Consider the following 22,615-nt stretch of genomic DNA (forward strand, 5'->3'; position numbering starts at 1 on the left):
GGGGAAATTGAACCAAGCCCCCACGCGCTTCCTCATCAAGCGCCCGCTATCGGTATCCACACGACGAACACAGAATAAAGCTCCGTTTCGTTCAAGCCCACTCGAAGTGCCGCGACGCACCGCTGCCGCAGGGCTCAAAAAAAGAATCGCTGCCTTCCCTCGCAATCAACGAATTTCGCCCTTTGACCTTTGCCGCGTAGGCCCTAGATTCCTTCATCTTCCCAGTAACCGCTATGGACATCGAATCTTACATCCGCACCACCCCCGACTTCCCCAAGCCTGGAATCCTCTTTCGCGACTTCACCCCCTTGCTCGCCCACGGTCCTGCCTTCGCAGCCTTGATCGATCAGCTCAAGGCCCGCTACGCCGACTCCCAGATCGACGTGGTGGTCGGCATCGAAGCCCGCGGTTTCGTACTCGCCTCCGCCCTCGCCTACGCCCTCGGCGCCGGAACCGTACTCGTACGCAAGGCCGGCAAGCTCCCCCACGAACCCCACGCCCAGGAATACGAGCTGGAGTACGGATCAAGCATCCTGGAGATCAGCCGCGACGCCTTCCAGGACGGCCAGCGGATCTTGATCGTCGACGACGTCCTCGCGACCGGCGGCACCGTCGGAGCCGCCCTCAAGCTGATCCAAAGCCACTTCTCCGTAAGCATCGAAGCGCTCGTTTTCCTCATGGAACTCGACGCCCTCAACGGACGCCAAAAGCTCCCCGCCGTCCCCATCCACTCCGTCTTCCACTACTAGCCGACACGGCCGCACCCCTTGCCACGCCTCAGTCGACCGGACCTTCGTAGATCCCGACGTACGGAACGTTGCGGAACTTCTGCGCATAATCCAATCCGTAGCCGCAGACGAACTCGTCCGGAATGTCCATTCCGCAAAAGTCGATATCCACCTCCACTTCTCGACGCGACGGCTTGTTCAGAAAAGTGCAAATGCGCAGCGACGCAGGACCTCGCCCTTCCAACATGCGCACCACCTTGCTGAAGGTATTGCCCGTATCGATGATGTCCTCCACCAGCAACACGTCGCGCCCCGTAATCGACTCGTCCAAGTCCATCACCACCTTCACGTCGCCCGAGCTCACCGTGCCGTCCCCGTAGCTGGAGATCGTCATAAAGTCGGTCACCATCGGATGCTTAATCTCGCGCACCAGATCCGCCATAAAAATGAAGGACCCGCGCAACAAGCCGATCACGATCAGCTCCTTGTCGGAATCCTTGTAGCATTCCGTGATTTCTCGCCCGAGCCGCGACACGATGGCTGCGATCTCCTCTTTCGACACTAAGGTCTTAGCTAAGCCTTGTTCTGACATGTTCCGTTCTTTTCTAGTATTCTAATTCAATGCGCCGCCGCAACCACCAGGTTCATGGCCGACAGCCCTCCCACTCCCCACATCACCGGGGAAACCTTTTTCCAGTCGCCGCAAAAGACGGCGATAATGATATACGAAAGAAATCCCACCGTCAGTCCGGTAGCGACGCTGAAGGTGAGCGGCATCAGTATCATCGTGAGGAAGGCCGGCACCGCCGTCTTCAGTTCCGAGAAATCGATCTCCTTGATGTTCCGAAACATGAATACGCCCACGATGATCAAGGCTGGTGCCGTCGCAAACGCGGGCACCGCTCCGATCAGCGGCGCAAAAAACAACGCCAGCAAAAACAGAGCACCCGTTACCACCGATGCCAAGCCCGTACGGGCCCCGTCCGCGATGCCGGAGGCCGATTCGATATAAGTCGTCGTCGTGCTGGTGCCGAGCAACGAACCCGCAATCGTCGCGACCGCATCCGCCTCCAGAACCTTGTCCACGTTCCGGATCGAACCATCCTTCTCCACATGGCCCGCCTCATAGGAGCACGCGACGATCGTGCCAATCGAATCGAACAGGTCCACGAACATGAAGGAGAAAATCGCTCCCGCCAAGCCCCACTGCAAGGCCCCGATAATATCGAGCTGAAACGCGATCGGCGCCAAGCTCGGTGGAGCCGACCAAACCGTATCCAATTTCACATCACCGAAAATCGCGCCAGCAGCCGTCGCTGCAAAGATGCCTATCAAGATCGATCCCTTCACCTTCAAGATCTCAAGAATCGTAATCAGAAAAAGCGCCCCCAATCCGATCAAAACCGGACGCGTCAGCGCACCGATCGAAACCAAGGTCGCCGCATTGTCCACCACCAAGCCTAAGTTCTTCAAACCGATAAACGTAATGAACAAACCAATACCAGCAGCCGTAGCGATGCGCAGCGAGAGAGGAATCGCAGTTACTACTTTCTCGCGAATTCCAGCCAAGGTCAGAGCCAAAAACGCCACTCCCGAAACGAAGACCACGCCTAGGGCCGTCTGCCAGCTCAAACCCTGCCCCATCACCAAGGTATAAGTAAAAAACGCGTTCAAGCCCATGCCCGGAGCCATGGCGAAAGGAACCCGAGCCCAGAGTCCCGCCAGCAAAGTCCCCAAGGACGCCGCCACGCAAGTCGCAGTGATCAAGGCGGGCTTTTCCATGCCGGCCTCGCTCAAGATCATTGGATTCACGATGATGATGTACGCCATCGTCAAAAACGTCGTGCACCCGCCGATGACCTCAGTTCTGACGTTCGTGTTGTTCTCTCTCAGCTTGAAGGGATCTTTCATCCTGGATCAGTCGGTTAGGCCACGACGCTTCCCGGCCCATAAAGCCGTCTAACAACCACAGCAGCCCCTGCGAATCAACCCAAAGTCCCCGCCCCCGCCTAAAAAGGAGCGCCTTGGCTTCCTCCCCGACTAATCCGTTCCAAACAAGCGATCGCCCGCATCGCCCAAGCCCGGCAGGATATAGGCGTCCCCGTTCAATCCCTCGTCCAGCGCCGCGGCGAACACTTCGATATCCGGATGGGCCTGCCTCAAGGCTTCCACCCCTTCCGGAGCCGCCACCAAGCACATGAAGCGAATCGTCTTCGCCCCGCTCTCCTTAAGCATATCGGCGGCCGCGATCGCCGATCCGCCCGTCGCCAACATGGGATCGACCATGATAAACAGTCGCTCTTCCGTCTCGGACATCGGCTTAAAATAGTAAGTCACCGGCTCGTGCGTATCATGATCTCGATACAAGCCGATGTGGCAAATCGCGCAGTTCGGAATTAGCTTTAACACTCCGTCTACCATTCCCAAGCCCGCTCTCAAGAGCGGCACCAGCACCACCTTTTCGCAATCGACCACCTGGCAGGTCGTCCGCGCCAGCGGCGTATCCACTTCTACAGCACGCAACGGCAAGGTCTTGGTGAGCTCGTAAGCCAGCAAGGTCCCAACCTCGTCCACCAACTCCTTAAAGACCTTCTTCGGCGTAGCCTTATCCCGAATATACCTCAGCTTGTGCTGGATCAGAGGGTGATTCGTAACCGTCAATGTGGGAAATTGCTTCATACGCGCGGGATCGAATTTATAGCCGCTCCAGCCCTTAATCGAAGAGCGAAGCTCTGCTGCAGCCTTGCCAGTTCGGCGAGCAAGTCAAACCGGATGCAAAGCCCCCTCCGCCGTGAACTCCCTAGACCCATTTCCTCAGGCCCTAGGAGACCGTTCGGAATGCCCCTTAAGAACGAAACAAATGCGGCTCGCCCTCCCTATTGGCTTGCCCAAAGGGCCGCGCCCGGCGTTAATCGAAGCCCCGCTGTTCGAGAGTCCCAGCCACTCTTTTCTGTTACACCGCGACTTCGGACCTCCCCTCCAAGTCCGCTCCTCCTCAAAACCTAAACCCAAGCGCCACCATGCCCGACGATACCGCTGTCACCCAAACCAGCCCGAACTGGACCGACCTGCAAGCCCTCATCGACGCCTTCCCATCCGAGCTCGCCCACCCCATCTCCGCCCCTTCCCATCCAGACCTGCTGGAAAAGCCGATCGGCCAAAAGTGGGAGAACGCCCTAGAAGGCTTCACCTTCGAAGCGAACGCCAAAGCCTCCATCGCCATTCTCAACGACCGAGCCAAGGACAAGGATCCGCAAAAGGTCTGGGGAAGCAAAGCCTCGGAGGAACTGTCCGTACCGCTCATCTCGCCGAGCGCCACCCTCCCCTACCTCAAGTACGGCATCGAAGCGGGCGGTTCCCTGCACGGCAAGATCACCGCAGGCGCCAAGCTCCCCGCCACCTTAGCCGCCGATGCGGAACTGGAACTCGGCTTCTACGCCTACCGCCAGCACAACAGCTCCAAGCAACTCGGACTCGCCATCGCCTCCGATCTCCCCAACCTCCGCACCCCTCTTCGCCCCGAAAGCATTCGCGACCTGGAGTCCGGAAACGCGCTCGCCATGAAATGGCGAGGCAGCATCGGCCTCAAGGCCAAGGTCGACTGGGCCTCGCTCGTCTCCAGCGTTGTATCCAAATTATCGGCACTCAATTTCACGAACGGCCTCATCGACGTATCGGTAAACGCAAACGCCACCTCCGAGTTCGAATTCTCGCTCGAGGACACCTACCTGCTCGTTTTCACCAGAACCGAAGACACCGAGCAAATGCTCGTCGAGGTGCGCAAGGACCATCAAAGCGAGCACGGCATCACCGCAGGCCTCAACGCCCGGGCAAGCACTTCCCTGTCCACCAAGGGGAACCAAAAGCTCAAAGCCCTGAAAAACGAAATCGGCGCCCAAGTCCTCGGCCTGAGCGCTTCCGTCTTCGAGCAGCTCGAAAGCTGGGCCCACAGCCTGCAGGACCTGCCGGAAGAGTTGCAAGAGGCCATGCAAAAAACCAGCGAACGCCTCCTGGGCCAGCCCTTCGAGGAATTGCTCGCGGAGCAAAAGCAGGACTTGAAGCAATCCCTCGCGACTTGGCTCGACGCCCTCGAGAAAAACGTGGAAACCACCGCCAAACAGCAATTCGAGCTCAACCTCCTGTGGAGCTACCGCAAAGTCAGAACCCACGAAACCCTCATCCGCGCCATCCTCTCCGACGAGTTCCTCGCCTCCGACGCATTCGCCAGCCTCCACAAGGAACTGCGCAAAGGAAAGCTCCAACGCCTGCAAGCCCTCGCCAAAACCCAGCAAGACGGAAACTACAGCTACTTCCTCAACAAACTCAGCACCGAATGCGTATCCAAATTTTCATTCGGCCTCTCTATCGGCGACTTTTCCTTTGGCAACGCCACCAGCACCAGCGAAAAGTTTTCCTGGATGGAGAACCGCCAAGGAGAACTCATGCCTAGCTTCCTCCTCAACACCGACAGGGCCATAAGAAGCGGCAAGGAACGGGAAACCCTCTACGCCGGAGCCACCGCCATGGGCATCAGCTACCAAGCGGAGTCCGAACTGAAGGTATCCAACCTCAACTACGACCTTACCCTCAACCAAAGCAATACCGACCGGAAGCTCGAACCCGAAGAGATCATCGAATATTTGGATACGGCACGAATCTGGGGAGCCTTCCCACCCGATATCCACTCCCTCGATACAGCGGTCGCGAAGCTCCAAGCCAAGCACAACGCAGGAAAGCAGCTCTGCTTCAACTGCCAACTCCACATTACCAACGACGGACTCGAAAAGCTCCTCGGAAACGCCAGCCCCAACGACTCCGAAATTTGGAGCCACGCCCTCGCCCTCTCCATGCACGCTTTCCGCTGGAACGACGCACTCAAGGATTTGGATACACGCCGAGAAACCTACTCCGACGGAGCCCGCATCGCCCTCGAAGCGGAGGACTTGGACAGCTCCGCCCTACGCGACATCAAGTCCGCCCTTTGCGAAGACCTAGAACGCCTCGGCTGCGGGAACATCGCCGACTACGAACGGCAAGCCCTCGTCAGCAAATCAGGCCGGCAAGCCTCCCGCAGGTTCAGGATCGGAAACCAAAAGCTCTCGCTCACCGCCCTGCGCGACAGCCTTCTCATTCCCCTATGCATCACCAAGAAAGGTCTCTTTTCCAACCTCAAAGAACTGCAAGCCTTCGCTCGACAACTGCAGGTCGACACCGAGGAATACGAAGACCGCCGCGACTTCGAACGCGAAATCGAGAAGCACTTCGACCTCTTCAAGTACCTGCGCCGCAATCGAGCCCTCTTCCGAGCCCTCGGAGCCTATATCGTTCTCAAAAGCCTAAACTTCCCGCCACCTATCCGCCAAACGCTCGTCAAAGCAAGCTTCCAAGTCATCGAATCCTCCTCCGGCAGCGACGAAGAAAAGATCATCACCTTCGCCCCCAACCAGGCCTCGCCCAGCTAAAAACGGCTCGGCGGATCATCCGCCGAACCACACCGGCACTCCCCTGATTGCAGGGCCTCTAGGGACAAACCCAATGTCCTTACGAGACAACCCGTAGTCAAAAGAGGGATACAATCGATACGCCAAAATCTTGGCATAAAACCTTCACCGTTCCGATCGTTTGCGCTATGTACGCACGCATGACCAACCACACTTGTAGCCTCATCTTCAAGCGTCTTCTCGTAGCCGCTTTACTTCTCTTCACCAGCAGCGTTTTCGGCGGCTATGTCTACGAATTCGAAAGCTCAGAAGGCGGAACCGGAAACGTCAGCCTCCTCGTCGAAGGCGACAAGATTCGCGTCACCTCGGAAGACGACCGCAGTTCGGACATGATCTTCGACGCGTCCCGCTCCACCATGATCCTGCTCGAGCACGACCGGAAACGCTTTATCGAGCTCGACAAGGAAACCATAGCCGAACTCGCCAGCCAAATCGAAGACGCCATGGCCGAAATGGAAAAGCAACTGGCCGCCCTGCCGCCCGCCCAGCGCAAGATGATGGAGAACATGATGAAGGGTAAGATGAAAGGAATGAGCGACGCCCTGCCAGAACTCAGCTTCAAGCGTACCGGCGAATCGGATACGAAATCGGGATACAAGGTCGAAAAGGTGCTCCTGCTCAAAGACGAAGTCGAAACCAGCGAGCTCTGGGTAGCCGACTGGGACGATATCGAAGGAAGCAAGGAGCTGATGAATTCCCTGCAGGCCATGGCCGGTATGTTCAACGACATGATGAAGGCCTTCTCCAAAGGCCCCATGGCCGGCATGATCAGCGGCAACACGACCTCGAACTGGTTCGGCCAAATCGAAGACATCGGTGGGATGCCAGTCGTAAGCGTGGAGCTGGACTCGAACGGCAAGCCCGAATCCCAAACGACCTTGACCAAGGTCGAGGAACGCAAGATCGAAGCAAGCGCCTTCGAAGTGCCCAAAGGCTACAAGAAGCAGAAGATGAAGCTGTAGCGAGGACTGCTTCGCTACCGACGATACTCCCAAACGCGCAGGAACTCCGGCTTCCCCTGCTGCTCGAACTCGAAGATACCCTCGAACGCTCCTTCGCTGGGCGCGTCACCCCCGATCGGATCCTCCTCCGTCCAAACCTCCAGCGAGCTCGAACGTTCGAGACGGTAGCTCGCGCCCTCTCTTAGCGAAAACGAAAAGCCAGGCCCGCCGGACTCCGCTCTGCACTGCAACGGAATCAAGCGCCCTTCCCGTGCCCGCAAGACCTCCACCAAACCGGACCACCACGTCAGCACCACGTCGCCATCGTCGTTTATAAAATCGAAGTCCATGCTCGAATCCTTAGTCGTATCGATCGGATACTCCACTAGCGAACCGCTGTACAACAATTGCTCCTCTGCCCAATCGTAAACGAACAGGCGACGAGAGCGCATCGAGATCCCCACTTTGCTCCCGTCCGGAGTTAAGCGAATCTGCTCCGGAAAATCGAAAGCCGAGCCTAACCCTAACTCACCCAACAGCGCTCCTGTATGCGCGTCCAGCCGTACAACTCGATCCAGCAAGGCCACGAAGATCCCGCTTTCCTCCGATACAGCGATGTCGAAAAACGATTCGAATTCGGCGGACCGTCCCAGAAGGGATCCGTCATCGACCGCATATATAGCGATCCGAAACCCCACTCCCTCCATCGTTTCTACCACGTAGAGCTTCGTCCCGTCAGGAGAAAAGCGTATCCCTATCACAATTTGGCGATCGAGAACGATTTCCTGCAAAAGCGTATTCGTATCAATTTCATAGATACGTATCTTAGCAAGCTCGCCAAAGTCCACAACCCTGGAATAGGCCACCAAGCTCCCGCTGCGATCCATATCAATAGCTTGGGAATACGATTCCGTCGACGCCCACAAAGGCTCGTATCCATCGATCAGGCGCACCTGCAAACCGCCATCGCGCTCGCTAAGAACCCGCCGGCTGGAATCCGAATACGCGATAATCTTCCCTATGCTGGAGTGCGTCGAAGCTACATTCGAAAGTTCCTCTAGCGTCTCCCCGGCATACTCCCGCAAACGCCCCTTCTCCGTGAAGGCAAATATCCGATTCCCATCCTGCGAAACCGTTGACCAAAAACCGCGCTCGCCCGAGAGGCGACGTGTGCCTTCCGTCCCTTCCAGATCCACCACCACAAACTCGCCCGCAGCGCTGCCCACTACCGCTTGGTTCTCCTGAGGACTGAAACGCACGACCGAAATATCCTCAAATCCGACATGCAAGCTCATCTCCGTTTCCTCCTCCAAATCAATGAGCGAAACCTCGCCACCCCTGCTCGCAATCAGCATCCGCTCGCCCGACCCTGAAAAATCGAATCCCGAATACAGCCGCCCCGCGATAGGAACAGGCTTCTCCGCCAACAAATTCCCCGTAACCGTATCGAAAACCGCAATACGGTCCCCATCGGCCATCGCATAGCGATTCCCATCCGAGCTAAAGCCAATGACTCTCGGATACTCGCCTACATCGAATCGGACTGCCCCCAATTCCTCAACGTTGTCGATAATGATATACGCCTCCACTCCGCTAGGAACGATAACCGTGTAGCGACCGGACAAGGAGCTTTTCACCCTCGCCTCGAAGTCTGCCTCCAGCTCCAGAAACGATAAATCGATCGACGAAAGCAGGCTGCCCGTGGTCGCGGAGTAACGCTCCAGCTTCGTGAAGACTCGCTTCGCATCGTCGACGTAGAACACGACAAAGGAACTGCGATCCTCCGAAAACTCCACCCGCGCCGACAATGGCAGCGCCTTCCCATAAACCGGATCCCAACTCTCCCCTTTATGGGCAACGCTTACTTCCCACCTGTTTTGGTGCCTCCGTTCGCTGATACTGTATACATAGCTCCCATCGCCAAAAAATCCCGCCTCCTTGGACGCCGACAAGTTGGACAAGAATACAGGCACCGGATTCTCCTCATTCGTATCCACCAACACGACACGTCCAAAAGCCTCGTAAACCAACGCCCACCCCGACTCCGGACTATAGTCGACCAAACCACCCATAGCAGCCTCCAGGAATCCTCCTGCCAACCGCTGCCCTGTATCCAAATCGTAGTACGCCTTTATTGCCGGAGTGAAGCCGAGCTCGTCCAACGCCACGATATTCGAGCCCAAAAAGCTGACCCCCTCTTCCGCATACGGAAAGAAGAGCGTTTCAGCTTCCCTTCCGTACGACCACCGCAGCTCATCCGCAGACACCTGGCGTCCCGCCCCCACTATTAAAAGCAAGCCAAACATCATCCACCTTAGGGCTACGCTCAGCTTCGACACACGATTCGATTCAAGAGTATTCACGACTCCCAACTTTCCTACCGCGCCGCTGCCCCCTTCCAAGAACCAATTTTCAGCCGCTGCCCCCTTTTCCCTGACTACAGCCCCACCCCTCCGCAAAACGATGGATTTTCAGGCTTTATTTCTCTCTCAAAACTGAAACCCTAGCCGCGACTTTCTTCCCCCCAAATAAACAAGATCCCCCCATCCTCCATGCCTGACAAGCTTCGCGCTCTCCTCGCAATCCTATCGCTGTACCTGCTGGCCAGCCCCTTCGCCGCTCACGGCAACGGCTCCTCCGAAGAAGACGAAGACATGCTCGTCATCGAACTGAGCGGGTTCGAGGTTTTCTCGAAAGGTATCAAGCTGATCGACGGCATGACCGGCAAGGACTACGAGGGCGACCACCCCGTCGTGCTCGGATTCCGACGCGAGTTCGACGACATCCTGCTCAAGTTCCACAAGCGCCTCGTGATCGGCGAATTCAGGAACATCAGGGCCCGCAAGGAATCGATCCGCCCCCATATCGAAAAGCTCGCCGCCCTCGCAGCCAGCTTCGGCTGGGAAGGCTTTCAAGTAGGCGGCCCCCACCTCACCCGAGAAGTCGCCATCTTCGAACGCATGCTCAAGGACCCCTTCTTCAAGATCGAGGAAATCGTTGTCTGGGACGCCCGCAGACTCGCCGAACACGACAACATCCCCCCGAAAAACAAGTACGCGAAAAACATCCGCTTCAACGAAGAGACCGGCAAATGGGAACGGCGCATCCTCACCAAATGGGAAGTCTCCTACATCCGCAACAACCACAGAACCGGCAAGTCCAGCAACTTCTACACCTACAAGGAACAAGGCCTCAACCTCGACACCAATCGCGGCTTCCACCTCATCGACGTCGGCCTACCCGGAGACGTCCAGCCCCGCGCCTTCAAGGAAGTCGGCCTCGAGTACCCCATCGTCATCGACTACGCGGTCAGCATCGAAGACGAAATCAACGAGCTGAAACGCGACCTCGTCGAAAACCTCATCTACCTCTACGACCCCTTCAGCTGGGTAGCCCGCGGCAACACCCGCTTCCGAGGCGGATTCCGCAAGCAGCTGCAAGCCCACATCCGCCAACAACAAATCCCCCTCGACGACCGCAATTGGTTCGACCCGCTCTTCGCCCAGTTCCTCGACGACGTCGTCTCCATACAGATCTGGGGCGCCAACGAAATCTACGAGCACCGCATCCTCTCCTCCATCCCCAAGAACCGAAACCAGCTCGGCGAAGACCTCGACCTCCTCAACTGGCACAAAAGGGAGAAACGCTCCGTCGACTACAACCCCGAGCAAAGAATCAAAGCCCCCGCCACCCACTTCGGCTCCGTCGGCAGCACCCGCTTCATCATGATCGACGCCTACCGACGCTACGGCGAAAAGTTCCTCGACGCCCTGCGAACCCGCATCCTGGCCCTCGAAGAAAAAGCGGATCCGCGCCAGCTCGTCCTCGACGCCATCGAAGCTGCGTCCGGCATCCCTGCCGACAAGTACCTGCCCGCCGCCGCCAAGGCTCAAAAGGCCGAATTGGAACGCTTCGTACCCAAATCCTAGCCCCCGCCCCTCAGCGGGCGATATCCCGCGCCTCGTAGGCGAGACCGCGAAATAGTGCACGATCGCCGCCCCGCCCCAGGCGGCAATCCGGCCAGCCAAACAGCCGGATGCCCCTCGTAACCAATCACTTGCGAAACAACGCACCGCCTGCGGCGCCAAACTTGCAAGTCCCTCATCGTTCAAACAACGCAAGCGGTCGAAAGACCAAACCCAAACGAACGATGAAAAAACAAATCACACTCCTAGCCACCACCGCAGCCCTCGTCCTCTCCCTTTCAGGCTGCGCCTCCAGCCGAGCCGTTCGCTCCGAGTCGAACCTCAGCGATACCGTGCTCTACCAAAACGAGACCTACGCCCTCGAAATCTCCGACCCCGGCAAGCGCTCCGTAGCCTTCAGCCCGAGCGAACAGAGCGAAGCCAAGCGCACCCTCCAGCTCGCCCTCGAATCTAAAGGACTCGCGCCGGCCGCCAACGCCGCCAAGTCCGACTACCTCGTGCGCTTCGATACCTACATCGAAACCGAGCCCGACTCTTTCGCCGCCACCTTTCCGCAACGCGACGTCTACGTACACTCCCACACTCGCGGCATCAGCACCCCGCTCGGGACCGTCCCCACCGGACGCGACACCCATGTAGTGGAACGTGGATACAGCGTCACCGCCGGCGGCGGAGAGCACAGCCAACGCTACTTCGTGGTCGACGTGGTCGATCCGCGCAGCCAAGAAATCCTCTGGAGAGGCTACACGCGACGCGGCTCCGATCGCCTCGACGCCAAACGCCTCACCCAGGAAATCGAAAAAATCGTCGAGAAGCTACCCGTCCGCAAAAAGCCGGTCGAATCCGACGAACTGATCTAACGCCAGCGCCCAGGAACAGCTCGGTCCATAGGACAGCGCAAAAGCGAGGCCGCAGGCCTCGCTTTTTGCTTCGCCCCCGCCACGCCGCCCGCAAACTGGACCGATGATCGCCAACCCCATCCTGCCTGGCTTCAATCCCGACCCTTCCATCACCCGCGTCGGTGACGACTACTACATCGCCACCTCCACCTTCGAATGGTTTCCCGGCGTGCAAATCCACCACTCCCGCGACCTGGCGAACTGGACGCTCCTCACCCGCCCCCTCGATCGCCTCAGCCAGTTGGACATGATCGGAAATCCAGACTCCGGCGGCGTCTGGGCTCCCTGCCTCAGCTACTCCGACGGCCTGTTCTACCTCGTCTACACCGACGTCAAGCAATGGACCGGCACCCGCCACAAAATAACCCATAACTACCTCGTCACCGCCACCGACATCACAGGCCCCTGGTCCGATCCCACCTACCTAGACTCCAGCGGCTTCGACGCCTCCCTCTTCCACGACGCGAACGGACGCAAATGGTACCTCAGCATGATCTGGGACCATCGCCTCGGAAAAAACCAATTCGCCGGCACCCTCCTCCAGGAATACGATCCCGTCCGCCAATGCCTGATCGGCCCCCAGAAGAACATCTTCCGCGGCAGCGACCTAAAACTCACCGAAGGGCCTCACCTGTACCAAAAGGATGGATACTACTACCTCCTCACCGCCGAAGGAGGAACCAGCTACGAACACGCCGTCACCCTAGCTCGCTCCCGAGACATCTTCGGCCCCTACGAGCTCGATCCCGACACCCCCGCCATCACCTCCCGCTACGCGCCCGAGGCCAAGCTGCAAAAAGCCGGGCACGCCTCCCTCGTGCAAACGCCCGCTGGCGAATGGTTCGCCGTACACCTCTGCGGACGCCCTATCGCCCCGCTCGCTACCAACGCCCCTCAGCCCACCAACGCGAACGACAACACCCGCCAACGCACCCTCCAGCCAGAGCAAGGCCGACGCTGCATCCTCGGCCGCGAAACCGCTATCCAAAAGCTGGACTGGCCAACAAACGGCTGGCCCCGCCTCGCCCACGGAGGCCAGGTGCCCGACGAAACCCTCGAGCACCCCGCATCCAACGCCGACCGCGATCTCTCCCGCTACGACGACTTCGAAAGCCAAACGCTCGACATCCACTTCCAAAGCCTCAGGCGGCCCATCAACAGAAGCTGGCTCGACCTCAAGTCCCGCCCCGGCTGGCTTCGCCTCTACGGACAGGAGCCGACCACCAGCACCTTTCGCCAAAGTCTCATCGCCCGGCGTATCCAATCTTTCCACACGCAAACAAGCGCCGCCCTCGACTTCTCCCCCCAGCAATTCAAGCACGCCGCCGGACTCGTCGCCTACTACGACACCTGCAACCACTACTACCTCCGCGTCTCGCGCGACGAATCACTCGGCCGCCACCTCGGAATCATTCGCTACGACGCCGGCATCTACAGCGAATTCCCCGAACTCGAAATCTCGCTCCCAGAGCAAGGCACCGTCTACCTGCGCGTCACCCTTCGCGAAGCCGCCCTCCAGTTTTCCTACTCGCTCGACCCGCAAGTCTGGCAAACCATCGGCCCCGTCTTCGACAGCACCATCCTCTCCGACGACTACCACAGCCTCGGATTCACCGGAGCCTTCGTCGGCCTCGCCGCCCAAGACCTCACTGGCCAAGGGCACCCCGCCGACTTCGATTGGTTCGACTACCGAGAGCTCTAGTCCCCGCCACTTCCCCAACCTTTAGCCCGCTCTCGACCGCTCCGCTCAGGCGCTCGCCTTGCGGGCCGCCAAGGCTTCCTCGATCTCCGCAACCTTCTCCCGATTCAACGGATAGCAGACCAAAGCGATCCCCTTGCCCACCGCAAACAAAGCCGGGATCACGGAAAACATCAGGCTGATCCCCAACAAAGAACTTTCGCTCTGCTGCTCGTTCGCCACGAAGCCAAACCAACCCAGCACCCAACCGGCCAAGGTGCCAGCGATCATGGATCCGGTTTTCAAAGCGAAAAGCGTAGCGGAGTGGATCAAGCCCGTCGAACGCCGGCCAAAAGTGTACTCCCCGTAGTCGGTCACGTCCCCGTACATCGCCCAAACCAAGGCCGAAGTCGGCCCCATCGTGAACGCAGCCAAGGCATTCACCACCAGCATGAGGCCATAGTTGCTCGCCGGAATAAAATAGAACGCCACCAAGCAAGCCGCCGTCGTAAAGGTGAGGACGATCGATAGAAGGCGCTTGTCGAAACGGCGTATCACAAATCCCATACAAAGCACGCCCAGCATCATCATGAACATGCTGGAGCTCAGAAAGAAGGTCGACTTGTCGAAAATCCAAACGAACAAATCGTCGCCCGTGCCCGCCACATACTTGAAGTAGTGGATCGTAACCGAATTCCGCATGATGATGAAAGTCGTCGAAAACATCGCCGCCACGAAAAGGATCACCCACGGCCGATTGCGCATCAGCTCCCCCAACTCGCCGCGGATGTCGTTGACCTGCCCCTTCGGCGGCTGCACCCGTTCCCGCGTCGTGGCGAAGGTCGTCCAGAAAAGCAGCACCGACAAACCGGCGAAGATCGCCATCGTGTACTGGAAGCCCGCCACCTCGTCTTCGCCTCCGAGAGCCTTGACCAAAGGACGGACCAGGAGCGAAATCAACAAACCGCCCCCAAAGGCGCAAACGAAGCGATAGGTCGAAGCCAAGGTGCGAGCCTGGGACGAAGGACTGATCACGCCCATCAAGGAAGAGTAAGGCACGTTGATCGCCGTGTACGCCATCAGCATCAAGGCATAGGTCACCGTCGCGTACACCACCTTGCCCGTTTCCCCTAAATCGGGATTAGCGAAAACGAGGTATCCACACAATCCATACGGAATCGCCATCCACAGCAAGTAAGGCCGATATTTGCCCCACCTCGTCTGCGTCCGGTCCGCGATCACGCCCATGATCGGGTCGTTCGCCGCGTCGAAGAATCGGATCAGGAAAAACATGGTGCCCGCCACCGCCGGAGCCAGCCCGAACACATCCGTGTAATAATACAGCAGAAAGATATTGAAGGTCTGGAAGAACAGGTTCGAAGCCATGTCTCCCAAACCGAATCCGAGGTTCTCGGCAAAGGTCAGCTTTCCCGCGCGAGCGCGGCGATCAGAGGCAGGATCTTGGGGCATTCCCGCAAGCTGCCCCATCGCCCTGCAAGCAACAAGTTCGAGTCTGCTCTAACTAAAGAAACCCACCCCCTTCAATCGATCTCCAAGCTCAGGATCCACCAACGCCCGTCCCGAAACACCAGTCGAGCCGAGAATTCCACTCCCAAGCCGGGCTCCGTCTCCAAGCCTCCCTCCAGCTCCACGTTCCGCCCGCGATACCCCTTCTCCTTGAATTCGTAGCCGTAGATATCCTTCGCGATCGATTGGTAGCTTTCGAAGACGACGCGGTTCTTCTCGAAGAACTCCCCGATTTCGCGCTCGGTCCGACGTGGACTGGTCTCGTACCGATCGAGCAGCTGGGCGCCACGCGACGCGTCCCCCTCCTTGCCCGCCATCATAAACCGGTCCAAGGCCTGGACCACCGGAACGATCTCCTCCGGCAAAGCCCAAGCCTCCAGCCCCACCGCCAGAACCCCGCACCAGGAAACGATCGAACGAACCAGCCCCATAGCGGAATCCTCTGGTTCAAGCTCCCATCGCTACAAAACCTTCGCCGCGGAATCGATGGCCTCCACCAGCCGATCCAGGTGCCGCAAAGGGGTTGGCAAACCGGGAGTGATCCGCACCCCGCTCGCAACTGGATGATTCGGAATCGGCGCCGTCAGGATCGAATAGCGATCGTACAAAAACTCGCCCAAGACCTTCGGATCCACCCCCTCGATCCCTACGTTCGCGATGGCCCCGTGACGCTCGGACGCCGCAGGCGTCTTGAGAACCACCCGCTCGTGATCTCTAAAATGCTGCGTCCAATAAGTATTCAAATAGCGGAGACGCTCGTACTTTTCCGCCGCCCCGATCGCCTCGTGATACCGGATCGCCTCCCGCAAGCCGCGGTGGTGGTTGTAAGGTCGCGTCCCCAACCGCTCCAACTTTCGAATATCGTCGTCAGCGCGGACCGTATCCCCCATCAATCCCCACAGCTTCGGAATCTTCTCCTTCTTTACATAGAGCATCCCCAAGCCCACCGGCGAGCAGAGCCACTTGTGCAAACTGGTCCCCAAGTAGTCGCAATCCAAATCCGATACCTTGTAATCCACATGGGCAAAGGCATGGGCCGAATCTACGATAACCTCCACCCCGCGAGCATGGGCCATATCGCATATCTTGCGCACCGGCAATACATGCCCCGTCAAGTTGATCATGTGGGTCACGTGCAAGGCCCGCGTGCGCGGCGTGATCGCCTGCTCGAACGCCGCAACCACCTCCTCGTCGCTCTCCGGATGCAGCGGCACCGCGGTCTGCTTCAGCACGATGCCGAAGCGTTCCTGCTTTTGCCGCAGCGCCTCAACCATACTTCCGTAGTCCTGGTCCGAATACACGATCTCATCCCCGGCCTCCAGGTCGAGCCCCTGCACGATGATGTTCATCGACTCCGTGGTATTGCGCGTGATGCAAACCTCGCCAGCATCCACGCCAGCCAAAGCCGCTAGCTCCGCTCGCGTCGTCTCCATCTCGTCCCACATCTCGCGCCGCATGAAATAGGACGCCCGGGCATTGATCTCGCTGGAGCCTTTCTGCTCCGCCTCCAGCACCGGCAAGGGAGCCGGACAAAAGTAGCCGTACTCGAGATTGATGAAGTCCGGAGCCGGAGCGAACTCCCGCCGCCGCGCCCGCCAAAACGCCTCGTCCCTCGCCAAGGCCGAAACGCCTTCCACGCCTCGCTCGAAGCGCTTCGGAAGCACCTCCCCCCAGGCTGACTTGGACAACAGTCCCGTTCCTAGCGCCGCGCCGCCAAGGGCGCTTCTTCGCAAAAAGTCTCTACGTTCCATGCCACACAATAAGCAAGACTCGCACCATCAGCCCACGATGTTGAGAATCGAGCAGGAGAACCCCAAGCCACTCCGGCAACCCCTCTAGCGCACCGGCAGGCGTTTCGAGGGAAAAGGGATTCCAGCTGGTCTCGCTTCACTACAGACGCCGAAGACGAAACGGCAGCGCTCAAAACTATTTTAAAACGGGAATCTTGTAAGTCTTTCGCACCCAAGCCACCGTCGGCTTCCCCTTACGCTGCGGTCTCTCGAAGGCCGAACCCTTCAAAGCCTCCACCACCCAGTCGTTGAGCTCCGGATTTGAAGACGCCTCGACCACAGGGAGACCAACCGCCCCTTCCGTATCCACGAAGAAGTTACAGCGAACTGTCACCGAATCCAACTCTCTCTCTAATCCGGAATCACCTTGCCAGAGCTCGACCGGAGGAAAGTCCAGCATCTGCATGCGACGGTCCAAATCGCTTTCTTCACTCAGCATGACAGCTTGCGCATCATGCCCATCGATACGACGATCGCGGAAAGCTGCCCCAACTCCAACGATCTTCAAAACGGGGCGATCCGGCAAAAATTCCCAATGAGCCCGACACACGCTTTTGATGGGACGCCCCTCGAAGTGGGCAGGAACGAAAGTCCACTTAGGAACCACCCGCAGCAACTCTTCTGAAAAAGCGGCATGCGTGTATTCGAGCGGCATGAACTCTGTAGCCTTCCCCTTTTCGTCGACATAAAACGCGACTCTCGCAAAGCCTCGACTCACCCCGTTCGAATAGGCCCAAAGCGGATAGTTGGGTTCGACTTGCCGTTTGACTGAAACCGGTTCGTACCGCTCCGCCGATGGCCTGGCGACAACCCAACTAAGAGGAAGCAGGAGCAAGCAGCCCAGCCAGACAACAGGCCACCGCTTCTTAGTTGACGTGGAAATAAACATAACTGGAAGAGGTCGCATCATATCGCTGGTGGTTTAATATTCCTTAGGAAAGGTGATTACCCACTACACCAAATCCAGGTTACCGCTAAATGACCTTCGTGATACCAAACGATGACGCATTGCGTTGCAGCAAGGGTCGTACCAGCCAGCCTTCCACGCCGACCGCTAGGCAGGCCCTCCACGACATATTTCAATCCATCGTACCTTCACAAGAAGGCTGAAAAACGGAGAGTCGGGATACCTCCGCACTCCGGACACCTTTCCAGGGGCTATCGCATTCCCTCCGAAACCGAGGCGAAAGCGCCTCAGCCCAAAACACTTAGGAGCGCGACCTCCCCTCTTTCCCGCACCCGATCGAGAAAGCGCTTAGGAACGAAAAGCGCGGAGCAAGCAACAAATGATTTCGGATCCGTAACCACTTTTACAATACAATCCCCATACTCAAAATCCCAGCCGCAAGCTCACATTCGCCTCAACGATCCAAGTACCCCATGGCTATCTCAGACTATCTTCGCATTCGGTGAAATTGAACGCAGGCCCATCACGTCCCCTTTACAAACCCATGCATCGTTCGCATACTTGCCCAAAAACTGGATGAACTGTTCGCAAAGTTCAAAATACACATTCCACTAAACCCCAACCACACATTATGTCCTCAGAAAGCAAATGCCCCTTCCACCACTCCGCAGGCCAAGGAACCGCCAACCACGACTGGTGGCCCAAGCAACTGAAGCTTGAAATCCTCCGCCAGCACTCCCCCCTCTCCGACCCCATGGGAGACGACTTCGACTACGCCAAGGAGTTCGAAAGCCTCGACCTCGAAGCGGTCAAAAAAGAGCTGCATGCCCTCATGACCGACTCCCAAGACTGGTGGCCCGCCGACTTCGGCCACTACGGTCCCCTCTTCATCCGCATGGCCTGGCACAGTGCCGGAACCTACCGCACCGGCGACGGACGCGGCGGAGGCGGCACCGGATCCCAACGCTTCGCCCCCCTCAACAGCTGGCCCGACAACGTCAACCTCGACAAAGCCCGCCGCCTCCTCTGGCCCATCAAGCAAAAGTACGGGCGCAAGATCTCCTGGGCCGACCTCATGATTCTCACCGGCAACGTCGCCCTCGAATCCATGGGCTTCAAAACCTTCGGCTTCGCCGGCGGACGGGCCGACATCTGGGAACCGGAAAAAGACATCTACTGGGGACGCGAAACCACCTGGCTCGGCGGAGAAGAACGCTACTCCCACGGCTCCGAAGGCACCGACAAGAAACACGGCGCCCTCGTCTCCGACGACGATGCCGACGGCGACATCCATAGCCGCGACCTCGAGAACCCGCTCGCCGCCGTGCAAATGGGCCTCATCTACGTCAACCCCGAAGGCCCCGACGGCAATCCCGACCCGCTCGCCGCCGCCTACGACATCCGCGAAACCTTCGCCCGCATGGCCATGAACGACGAGGAAACCGTGGCCCTCATCGCCGGCGGACACACCTTCGGCAAAACCCACGGAGCCGGCGACGCCGACGCCGTCGGACCCGAGCCCGAAGCCGCGCCTCTGCACGAGCAAGGCCTCGGCTGGACCAGCAGCCACGGCTCCGGAAAAGCAGGCGACGCCATCACCAGCGGCCTCGAAGTCACCTGGACCTCCACCCCCACCAAATGGAGCAACGGCTTCTTCAAAAACCTCTTCGAATACGAATGGGAGCTCACCAAAAGCCCCGCCGGAGCCCACCAGTGGAAACCCAAGGGCGACGCCGGAGCAGGCACCGTCCCCCACGCCCACGACGCCTCGCAGAAGATCGCGCCCTCCATGCTCACCACCGACCTCGCCCTGCGCTTCGACCCCGAGTACGAGAAGATCTCCCGCCGCTTCTACGAAAACCCAGACCAGTTCGCCGACGCCTTCGCCCGCGCCTGGTTCAAACTCACCCACCGAGACATGGGCCCCCGCGCCCGCTACCTCGGCCCCGAAGTCCCCGACGAAGAACTCATCTGGCAAGACCCCATCCCCGCCGTCGACCACGAGCTGATCGACGACGCCGATATCACCGCCCTCAAGGCCAAGATCCTCGATTCCGGACTCACCATCTCCGAACTCGTTTCCACCGCCTGGGCCTCCGCCTCCACCTACCGCGGCTCCGACATGCGCGGCGGCGCCAACGGAGCCCGCATCCGCCTCGCTCCGCAAAAGGACTGGGAGGTCAACCAACCCACCCAACTCCGCAAAGTCCTCAGCGCCCTGGAAGCCATCCAAAGCGAGTTCGAAGAAACAGTCTCCCTAGCCGACCTCATCGTGCTCGCCGGCTGCGCCGCCGTGGAAAAGGCCGCCCAAGCCGCCGGGCACGACATCACCGTGCCCTTCACCCCCGGCCGCATGGACGCCTCCGCCGAACAAACCGACGTCGAAGCCTTCCAAGTCCTCGAGCCCATGGCCGACGGATTCCGCAACTACCAAAAGGCGAAATACACCGTATCCACCGAAGAACTACTCGTGGACAAAGCCCAGCTCCTCGGCCTCACCGCCCCGGAGCTGACAGTCCTCATCGGCGGCATGCGCGTGCTCGACACCAATTGGGACGGATCCAAGCACGGCGTGTTCACCGACAAGCCCGGAACGCTCAGCAACGACTTCTTCGTCAACCTGCTCGACATGAGCGTCGCCTGGTTCCCTCAATCCAAAGCCGAAGACCTCTTCGACGGACGCGACCGCAAGACCGGCGAGATCAAGCGCACCGCGACCCGCGTCGACCTCGCCTTCGGCTCCAACTCCGAACTCCGCGCCCTCTCCGAAGTCTACGCCTGCTCCGACGCCCAAGAGAAGTTCGCCCGCGATTTCGTCGCCGCCTGGAACAAAGTCATGAACGCCGACCGCTTCGACCTCAGGTAATCCCGTCCCCACAATTCAATTACACTCACCCAGAGCGGCAATCGGCATCACCGATTGTCGCTCTTTTTCGTCACCTTACCGAGCAAGGACAAAATACCACCGCCGCGCTTCAGCCAGTGGCCGCACCGCCAACTCAATTCTCAGCCCATAAACTTGCGATTGCCTCTAACAGCCTCCACCATTTCCCTACAGACCAACACCCTTCCTCGCTCATGAAATTCGACATCACCTGCCTCATCCCCTCCTCCCAAACCGGCGGTCGCTCCGCCGTTTTCCGCGAATTCGTGCAACCCCAAGTCGGCCCGCCCCTGCATTCCCACACCAAGCAGTACGAGATCTTCCACATCATCGACGGGACCTTCCTCTTCCAGAAGGACGGCGAACAAGTCACCCTCACCGCCGGCGGCAGCATCTGCATCGAACCCGGATCCGTGCACACCTTCAAGAACGTCGGCGACGCCCCCGGCACCCTCCACTTCGAGCTCCTCGACGCCGGCAAGTCCGAAGAATTCTTCCACCGCATCGTCACCGAGCTCGAGCAAATCGAAGACCTCCCCGCCTTCTTCGCCCAATACGACCTCGAACTCCTCGGCCCTCCCCTCTGAGCAGCTGCTCTCCCATCGTAGAGCTGCCGCTCGCGGCAAGCCGCAGCTCTCCTTCCCAGCGTTCTATCCCGGGCGACCGAGGCGACATAGATGCCATTCCCCCATCCAAGGGGTGACTGCAGCCTAGGAAAATCCGCGCACTTTGCCTTTTGACGTTTGGCGGATCCTCCTTACACCTCATCGCTTTCAGTCGCGCAGAGCCCTCCCTCTCCGACCCGTACACCATTTCTCTCATGCACGCCGTCAACCCGACCTTCCGCTTTCTCGACTTCTGCGCCGGCATAGGCGCCGGACACGCCGCCGCCGTAAAACTAGGCGGAGGCTGCGTCGGCTATTCCGAGATCGAGCCCAAGGCCAAGCGCACCTACCGCATGCTGCACGACCTGGAAACCCTCTGGGAACCGCTCATCGACCTGGGCGACCTCACCAAGATGGACCCGCACCAAGTGCCCGACTTCGACGTCATGCTGGGCGGCTTCCCCTGCCAAACCTTCTCCATCGTGGGCCGCCGCGAAGGCTTCAAGGACCCGCGCGGGCAAATCATCTTCGCCCTCAGCGACATCCTAGCCGCCAAGAAACCTAACTTCTTCCTGCTGGAAAACGTCAAAGGCCTCATCTCCCACAACAAGGGCGAAACCCTCAAGCAAATCCTCATCGAGCTCCGCTCCGTCGGCTACAAGGTCAGCTGGAAACTCGTCTCCTCCGCAGACTACGGCATCCCGCAAATGCGCGAGCGCGTCTACTTCGCCGGCATCCGGGAAGACCTCGTCAGCGACGACTTCGAATTCCAGTTCCCCGAGAAAACGAAGAAACAAAAGCAGCTCCGCCACATCCTCACCTCCAAGGATCCGAAATTCGCCGTTACCGAAGAAGGTTACGCCTACCTCGAAAAGTATTTGAACAACAAATACAACAAGCCCTCCGGCACTACCGTCGAAGACCTCAAGGCCTTGCCTAACTTTACCATCATCGACACCCGCCAGTCCGACCTGCGACTCTTCGAAAAGGTCGCCCCCACCCTGCGCTCCGGACGCCACGGGCTGCTCTACGTCCGCGACGGCGCCCTACGTAAGATCTCAGGCCTCGAAGGCCTCGGCTTGCAAGGCTTCGACAAGTCCTACCAGAAGCGCGTCCAAGGCGTCAAAGAGACCGACCTGCTCCACCAAGTGGGCAACGCCTTCACCGTAGACGTGGTGCACACCCTGCTCGAAAGCCTTTTCGAGCAAGTCAAAGTTCCCACCGCCTAG

The 22,615-nt window shown here is 58.9% G+C and carries 17 protein-coding genes; 9 read left to right on the forward strand and 8 right to left on the reverse strand.

The genetic code is table 11. The annotated features are described in order from the left end of the window. Positions 1-233: 233 nt before the first annotated feature. A complete protein-coding gene (locus QEH57_RS18170) occupies positions 234-749 on the forward strand; it encodes an adenine phosphoribosyltransferase (RefSeq protein WP_309008196.1) in 516 nt (171 codons plus the stop codon). Between the two features lie 28 nt (positions 750-777). Here the strand turns inward: QEH57_RS18170 and hpt are convergent, their stop codons facing one another. The 3 genes from hpt to upp all read right to left on the reverse strand — a co-directional run bounded on the left by hpt (position 778) and on the right by upp (position 3,407). After that, on the reverse strand, positions 778-1,320 hold the full coding sequence (gene hpt, locus QEH57_RS18175) for a hypoxanthine phosphoribosyltransferase (protein ID WP_309008197.1): 543 nt from the start codon (positions 1,318-1,320) through the stop codon (positions 778-780). 26 nt (positions 1,321-1,346) lie between these two features. Then, complete coding sequence (locus QEH57_RS18180) at positions 1,347-2,639, reverse strand: NCS2 family permease (RefSeq protein ID WP_309008198.1); 1,293 nt, start codon at positions 2,637-2,639, stop codon at positions 1,347-1,349. 129 nt (positions 2,640-2,768) lie between these two features. Then, positions 2,769-3,407 (reverse strand): uracil phosphoribosyltransferase, encoded by a 639-nt coding sequence (gene upp, locus QEH57_RS18185; protein ID WP_309008199.1) that lies wholly within the window; start codon positions 3,405-3,407, stop codon positions 2,769-2,771. Between the two features lie 341 nt (positions 3,408-3,748). Between upp and QEH57_RS18190 the strand changes: the two genes are divergently transcribed. Together QEH57_RS18190 and QEH57_RS18195 are read left to right on the forward strand one after the other, a co-directional pair. Further along, positions 3,749-6,190: a hypothetical protein gene (locus QEH57_RS18190; RefSeq protein WP_309008200.1), complete on the forward strand. Its 2,442-nt coding sequence runs from the start codon at positions 3,749-3,751 to the stop codon at positions 6,188-6,190. A gap of 179 nt (positions 6,191-6,369) precedes the next feature. Next, complete coding sequence (locus QEH57_RS18195) at positions 6,370-7,191, forward strand: DUF4412 domain-containing protein (RefSeq protein ID WP_309008201.1); 822 nt, start codon at positions 6,370-6,372, stop codon at positions 7,189-7,191. Between the two features lie 14 nt (positions 7,192-7,205). Here QEH57_RS18195 and QEH57_RS18200 read toward each other — a convergent pair whose 3' ends face one another. After that, positions 7,206-9,533: a WD40 repeat domain-containing protein gene (locus QEH57_RS18200; RefSeq protein WP_309008202.1), complete on the reverse strand. Its 2,328-nt coding sequence runs from the start codon at positions 9,531-9,533 to the stop codon at positions 7,206-7,208. A gap of 189 nt (positions 9,534-9,722) precedes the next feature. On the opposite strand from QEH57_RS18200, the gene QEH57_RS18205 reads away from it, so the two are divergent. From QEH57_RS18205 to QEH57_RS18215, 3 genes are all read left to right on the forward strand, one after another. Then, a complete protein-coding gene (locus QEH57_RS18205; protein WP_309008203.1) occupies positions 9,723-11,099 on the forward strand; it encodes a hypothetical protein in 1,377 nt (458 codons plus the stop codon). A gap of 221 nt (positions 11,100-11,320) precedes the next feature. Beyond that, a complete protein-coding gene (locus QEH57_RS18210; RefSeq protein ID WP_309008204.1) occupies positions 11,321-11,956 on the forward strand; it encodes a DUF4136 domain-containing protein in 636 nt (211 codons plus the stop codon). A gap of 103 nt (positions 11,957-12,059) precedes the next feature. Beyond that, the gene (locus QEH57_RS18215; RefSeq protein ID WP_309008205.1) at positions 12,060-13,697 is read left to right on the forward strand and encodes a glycoside hydrolase family 43 protein; all 1,638 of its coding nucleotides are present in this window, start codon (positions 12,060-12,062) and stop codon (positions 13,695-13,697) included. Positions 13,698-13,742: 45 nt separating this feature from the next. Here QEH57_RS18215 and QEH57_RS18220 read toward each other — a convergent pair whose 3' ends face one another. The 4 genes from QEH57_RS18220 to QEH57_RS18235 form a co-directional block, all read right to left on the reverse strand. Next, a complete protein-coding gene (locus QEH57_RS18220; RefSeq protein WP_309008206.1) occupies positions 13,743-15,143 on the reverse strand; it encodes an MFS transporter in 1,401 nt (466 codons plus the stop codon). A 71-nt stretch (positions 15,144-15,214) separates the two neighbouring features. Then, positions 15,215-15,631, reverse strand: a complete 417-nt coding sequence (locus tag QEH57_RS18225; protein WP_309008207.1) for a hypothetical protein — start codon at positions 15,629-15,631, stop codon at positions 15,215-15,217. A gap of 30 nt (positions 15,632-15,661) precedes the next feature. Next, the gene (locus tag QEH57_RS18230) at positions 15,662-16,951 is read right to left on the reverse strand and encodes an aminotransferase class V-fold PLP-dependent enzyme (protein ID WP_309008208.1); all 1,290 of its coding nucleotides are present in this window, start codon (positions 16,949-16,951) and stop codon (positions 15,662-15,664) included. A 175-nt stretch (positions 16,952-17,126) separates the two neighbouring features. Continuing rightward, positions 17,127-17,645, reverse strand: coding sequence for a hypothetical protein (locus QEH57_RS18235; protein WP_309008209.1), 519 nt, complete (start codon positions 17,643-17,645; stop codon positions 17,127-17,129). A gap of 883 nt (positions 17,646-18,528) precedes the next feature. On the opposite strand from QEH57_RS18235, the gene katG reads away from it, so the two are divergent. The 3 genes from katG to dcm all read left to right on the forward strand — a co-directional run bounded on the left by katG (position 18,529) and on the right by dcm (position 22,615). Beyond that, entirely contained in the window at positions 18,529-20,763 is a 2,235-nt protein-coding gene (katG, locus tag QEH57_RS18240) for a catalase/peroxidase HPI (protein WP_309008210.1), read from the forward strand. A 212-nt stretch (positions 20,764-20,975) separates the two neighbouring features. Continuing rightward, positions 20,976-21,368, forward strand: coding sequence for a cupin domain-containing protein (locus QEH57_RS18245; protein ID WP_309008211.1), 393 nt, complete (start codon positions 20,976-20,978; stop codon positions 21,366-21,368). 233 nt (positions 21,369-21,601) lie between these two features. Continuing rightward, the gene (dcm, locus tag QEH57_RS18250; protein WP_309008212.1) at positions 21,602-22,615 is read left to right on the forward strand and encodes a DNA (cytosine-5-)-methyltransferase; all 1,014 of its coding nucleotides are present in this window, start codon (positions 21,602-21,604) and stop codon (positions 22,613-22,615) included.

Origin of the sequence: Pelagicoccus sp. SDUM812005 (genome assembly GCF_031127875.1) — a bacterium.
Lineage (GTDB): Bacteria > Verrucomicrobiota > Verrucomicrobiia > Opitutales > Opitutaceae > Pelagicoccus.

Bases quoted from the DNA above. Each gene is read 5' to 3' on its own strand.
- QEH57_RS18190 (WP_309008200.1), top strand. From the start codon at position 3,749: ATGCCCGACGATACCGCTGTCACCCAAACCAGCCCGAACTGGACCGAC.
- QEH57_RS18245 (WP_309008211.1), top strand. From the start codon at position 20,976: ATGAAATTCGACATCACCTGCCTCATCCCCTCCTCCCAAACCGGCGGT.
- QEH57_RS18180 (WP_309008198.1), bottom strand. From the start codon at position 2,639: ATGAAAGATCCCTTCAAGCTGAGAGAGAACAACACGAACGTCAGAACT.
- QEH57_RS18195 (WP_309008201.1), top strand. From the start codon at position 6,370: ATGACCAACCACACTTGTAGCCTCATCTTCAAGCGTCTTCTCGTAGCC.
- katG (WP_309008210.1), top strand. From the start codon at position 18,529: ATGTCCTCAGAAAGCAAATGCCCCTTCCACCACTCCGCAGGCCAAGGA.
- upp (WP_309008199.1), bottom strand. From the start codon at position 3,407: ATGAAGCAATTTCCCACATTGACGGTTACGAATCACCCTCTGATCCAG.
- dcm (WP_309008212.1), top strand. From the start codon at position 21,602: ATGCACGCCGTCAACCCGACCTTCCGCTTTCTCGACTTCTGCGCCGGC.
- QEH57_RS18220 (WP_309008206.1), bottom strand. From the start codon at position 15,143: ATGCCCCAAGATCCTGCCTCTGATCGCCGCGCTCGCGCGGGAAAGCTG.
- QEH57_RS18230 (WP_309008208.1), bottom strand. From the start codon at position 16,951: ATGGAACGTAGAGACTTTTTGCGAAGAAGCGCCCTTGGCGGCGCGGCG.
- QEH57_RS18235 (WP_309008209.1), bottom strand. From the start codon at position 17,645: ATGCCGCTCGAATACACGCATGCCGCTTTTTCAGAAGAGTTGCTGCGG.
- QEH57_RS18205 (WP_309008203.1), top strand. From the start codon at position 9,723: ATGCCTGACAAGCTTCGCGCTCTCCTCGCAATCCTATCGCTGTACCTG.
- hpt (WP_309008197.1), bottom strand. From the start codon at position 1,320: ATGTCAGAACAAGGCTTAGCTAAGACCTTAGTGTCGAAAGAGGAGATC.
- QEH57_RS18215 (WP_309008205.1), top strand. From the start codon at position 12,060: ATGATCGCCAACCCCATCCTGCCTGGCTTCAATCCCGACCCTTCCATC.
- QEH57_RS18225 (WP_309008207.1), bottom strand. From the start codon at position 15,631: ATGGGGCTGGTTCGTTCGATCGTTTCCTGGTGCGGGGTTCTGGCGGTG.
- QEH57_RS18210 (WP_309008204.1), top strand. From the start codon at position 11,321: ATGAAAAAACAAATCACACTCCTAGCCACCACCGCAGCCCTCGTCCTC.
- QEH57_RS18170 (WP_309008196.1), top strand. From the start codon at position 234: ATGGACATCGAATCTTACATCCGCACCACCCCCGACTTCCCCAAGCCT.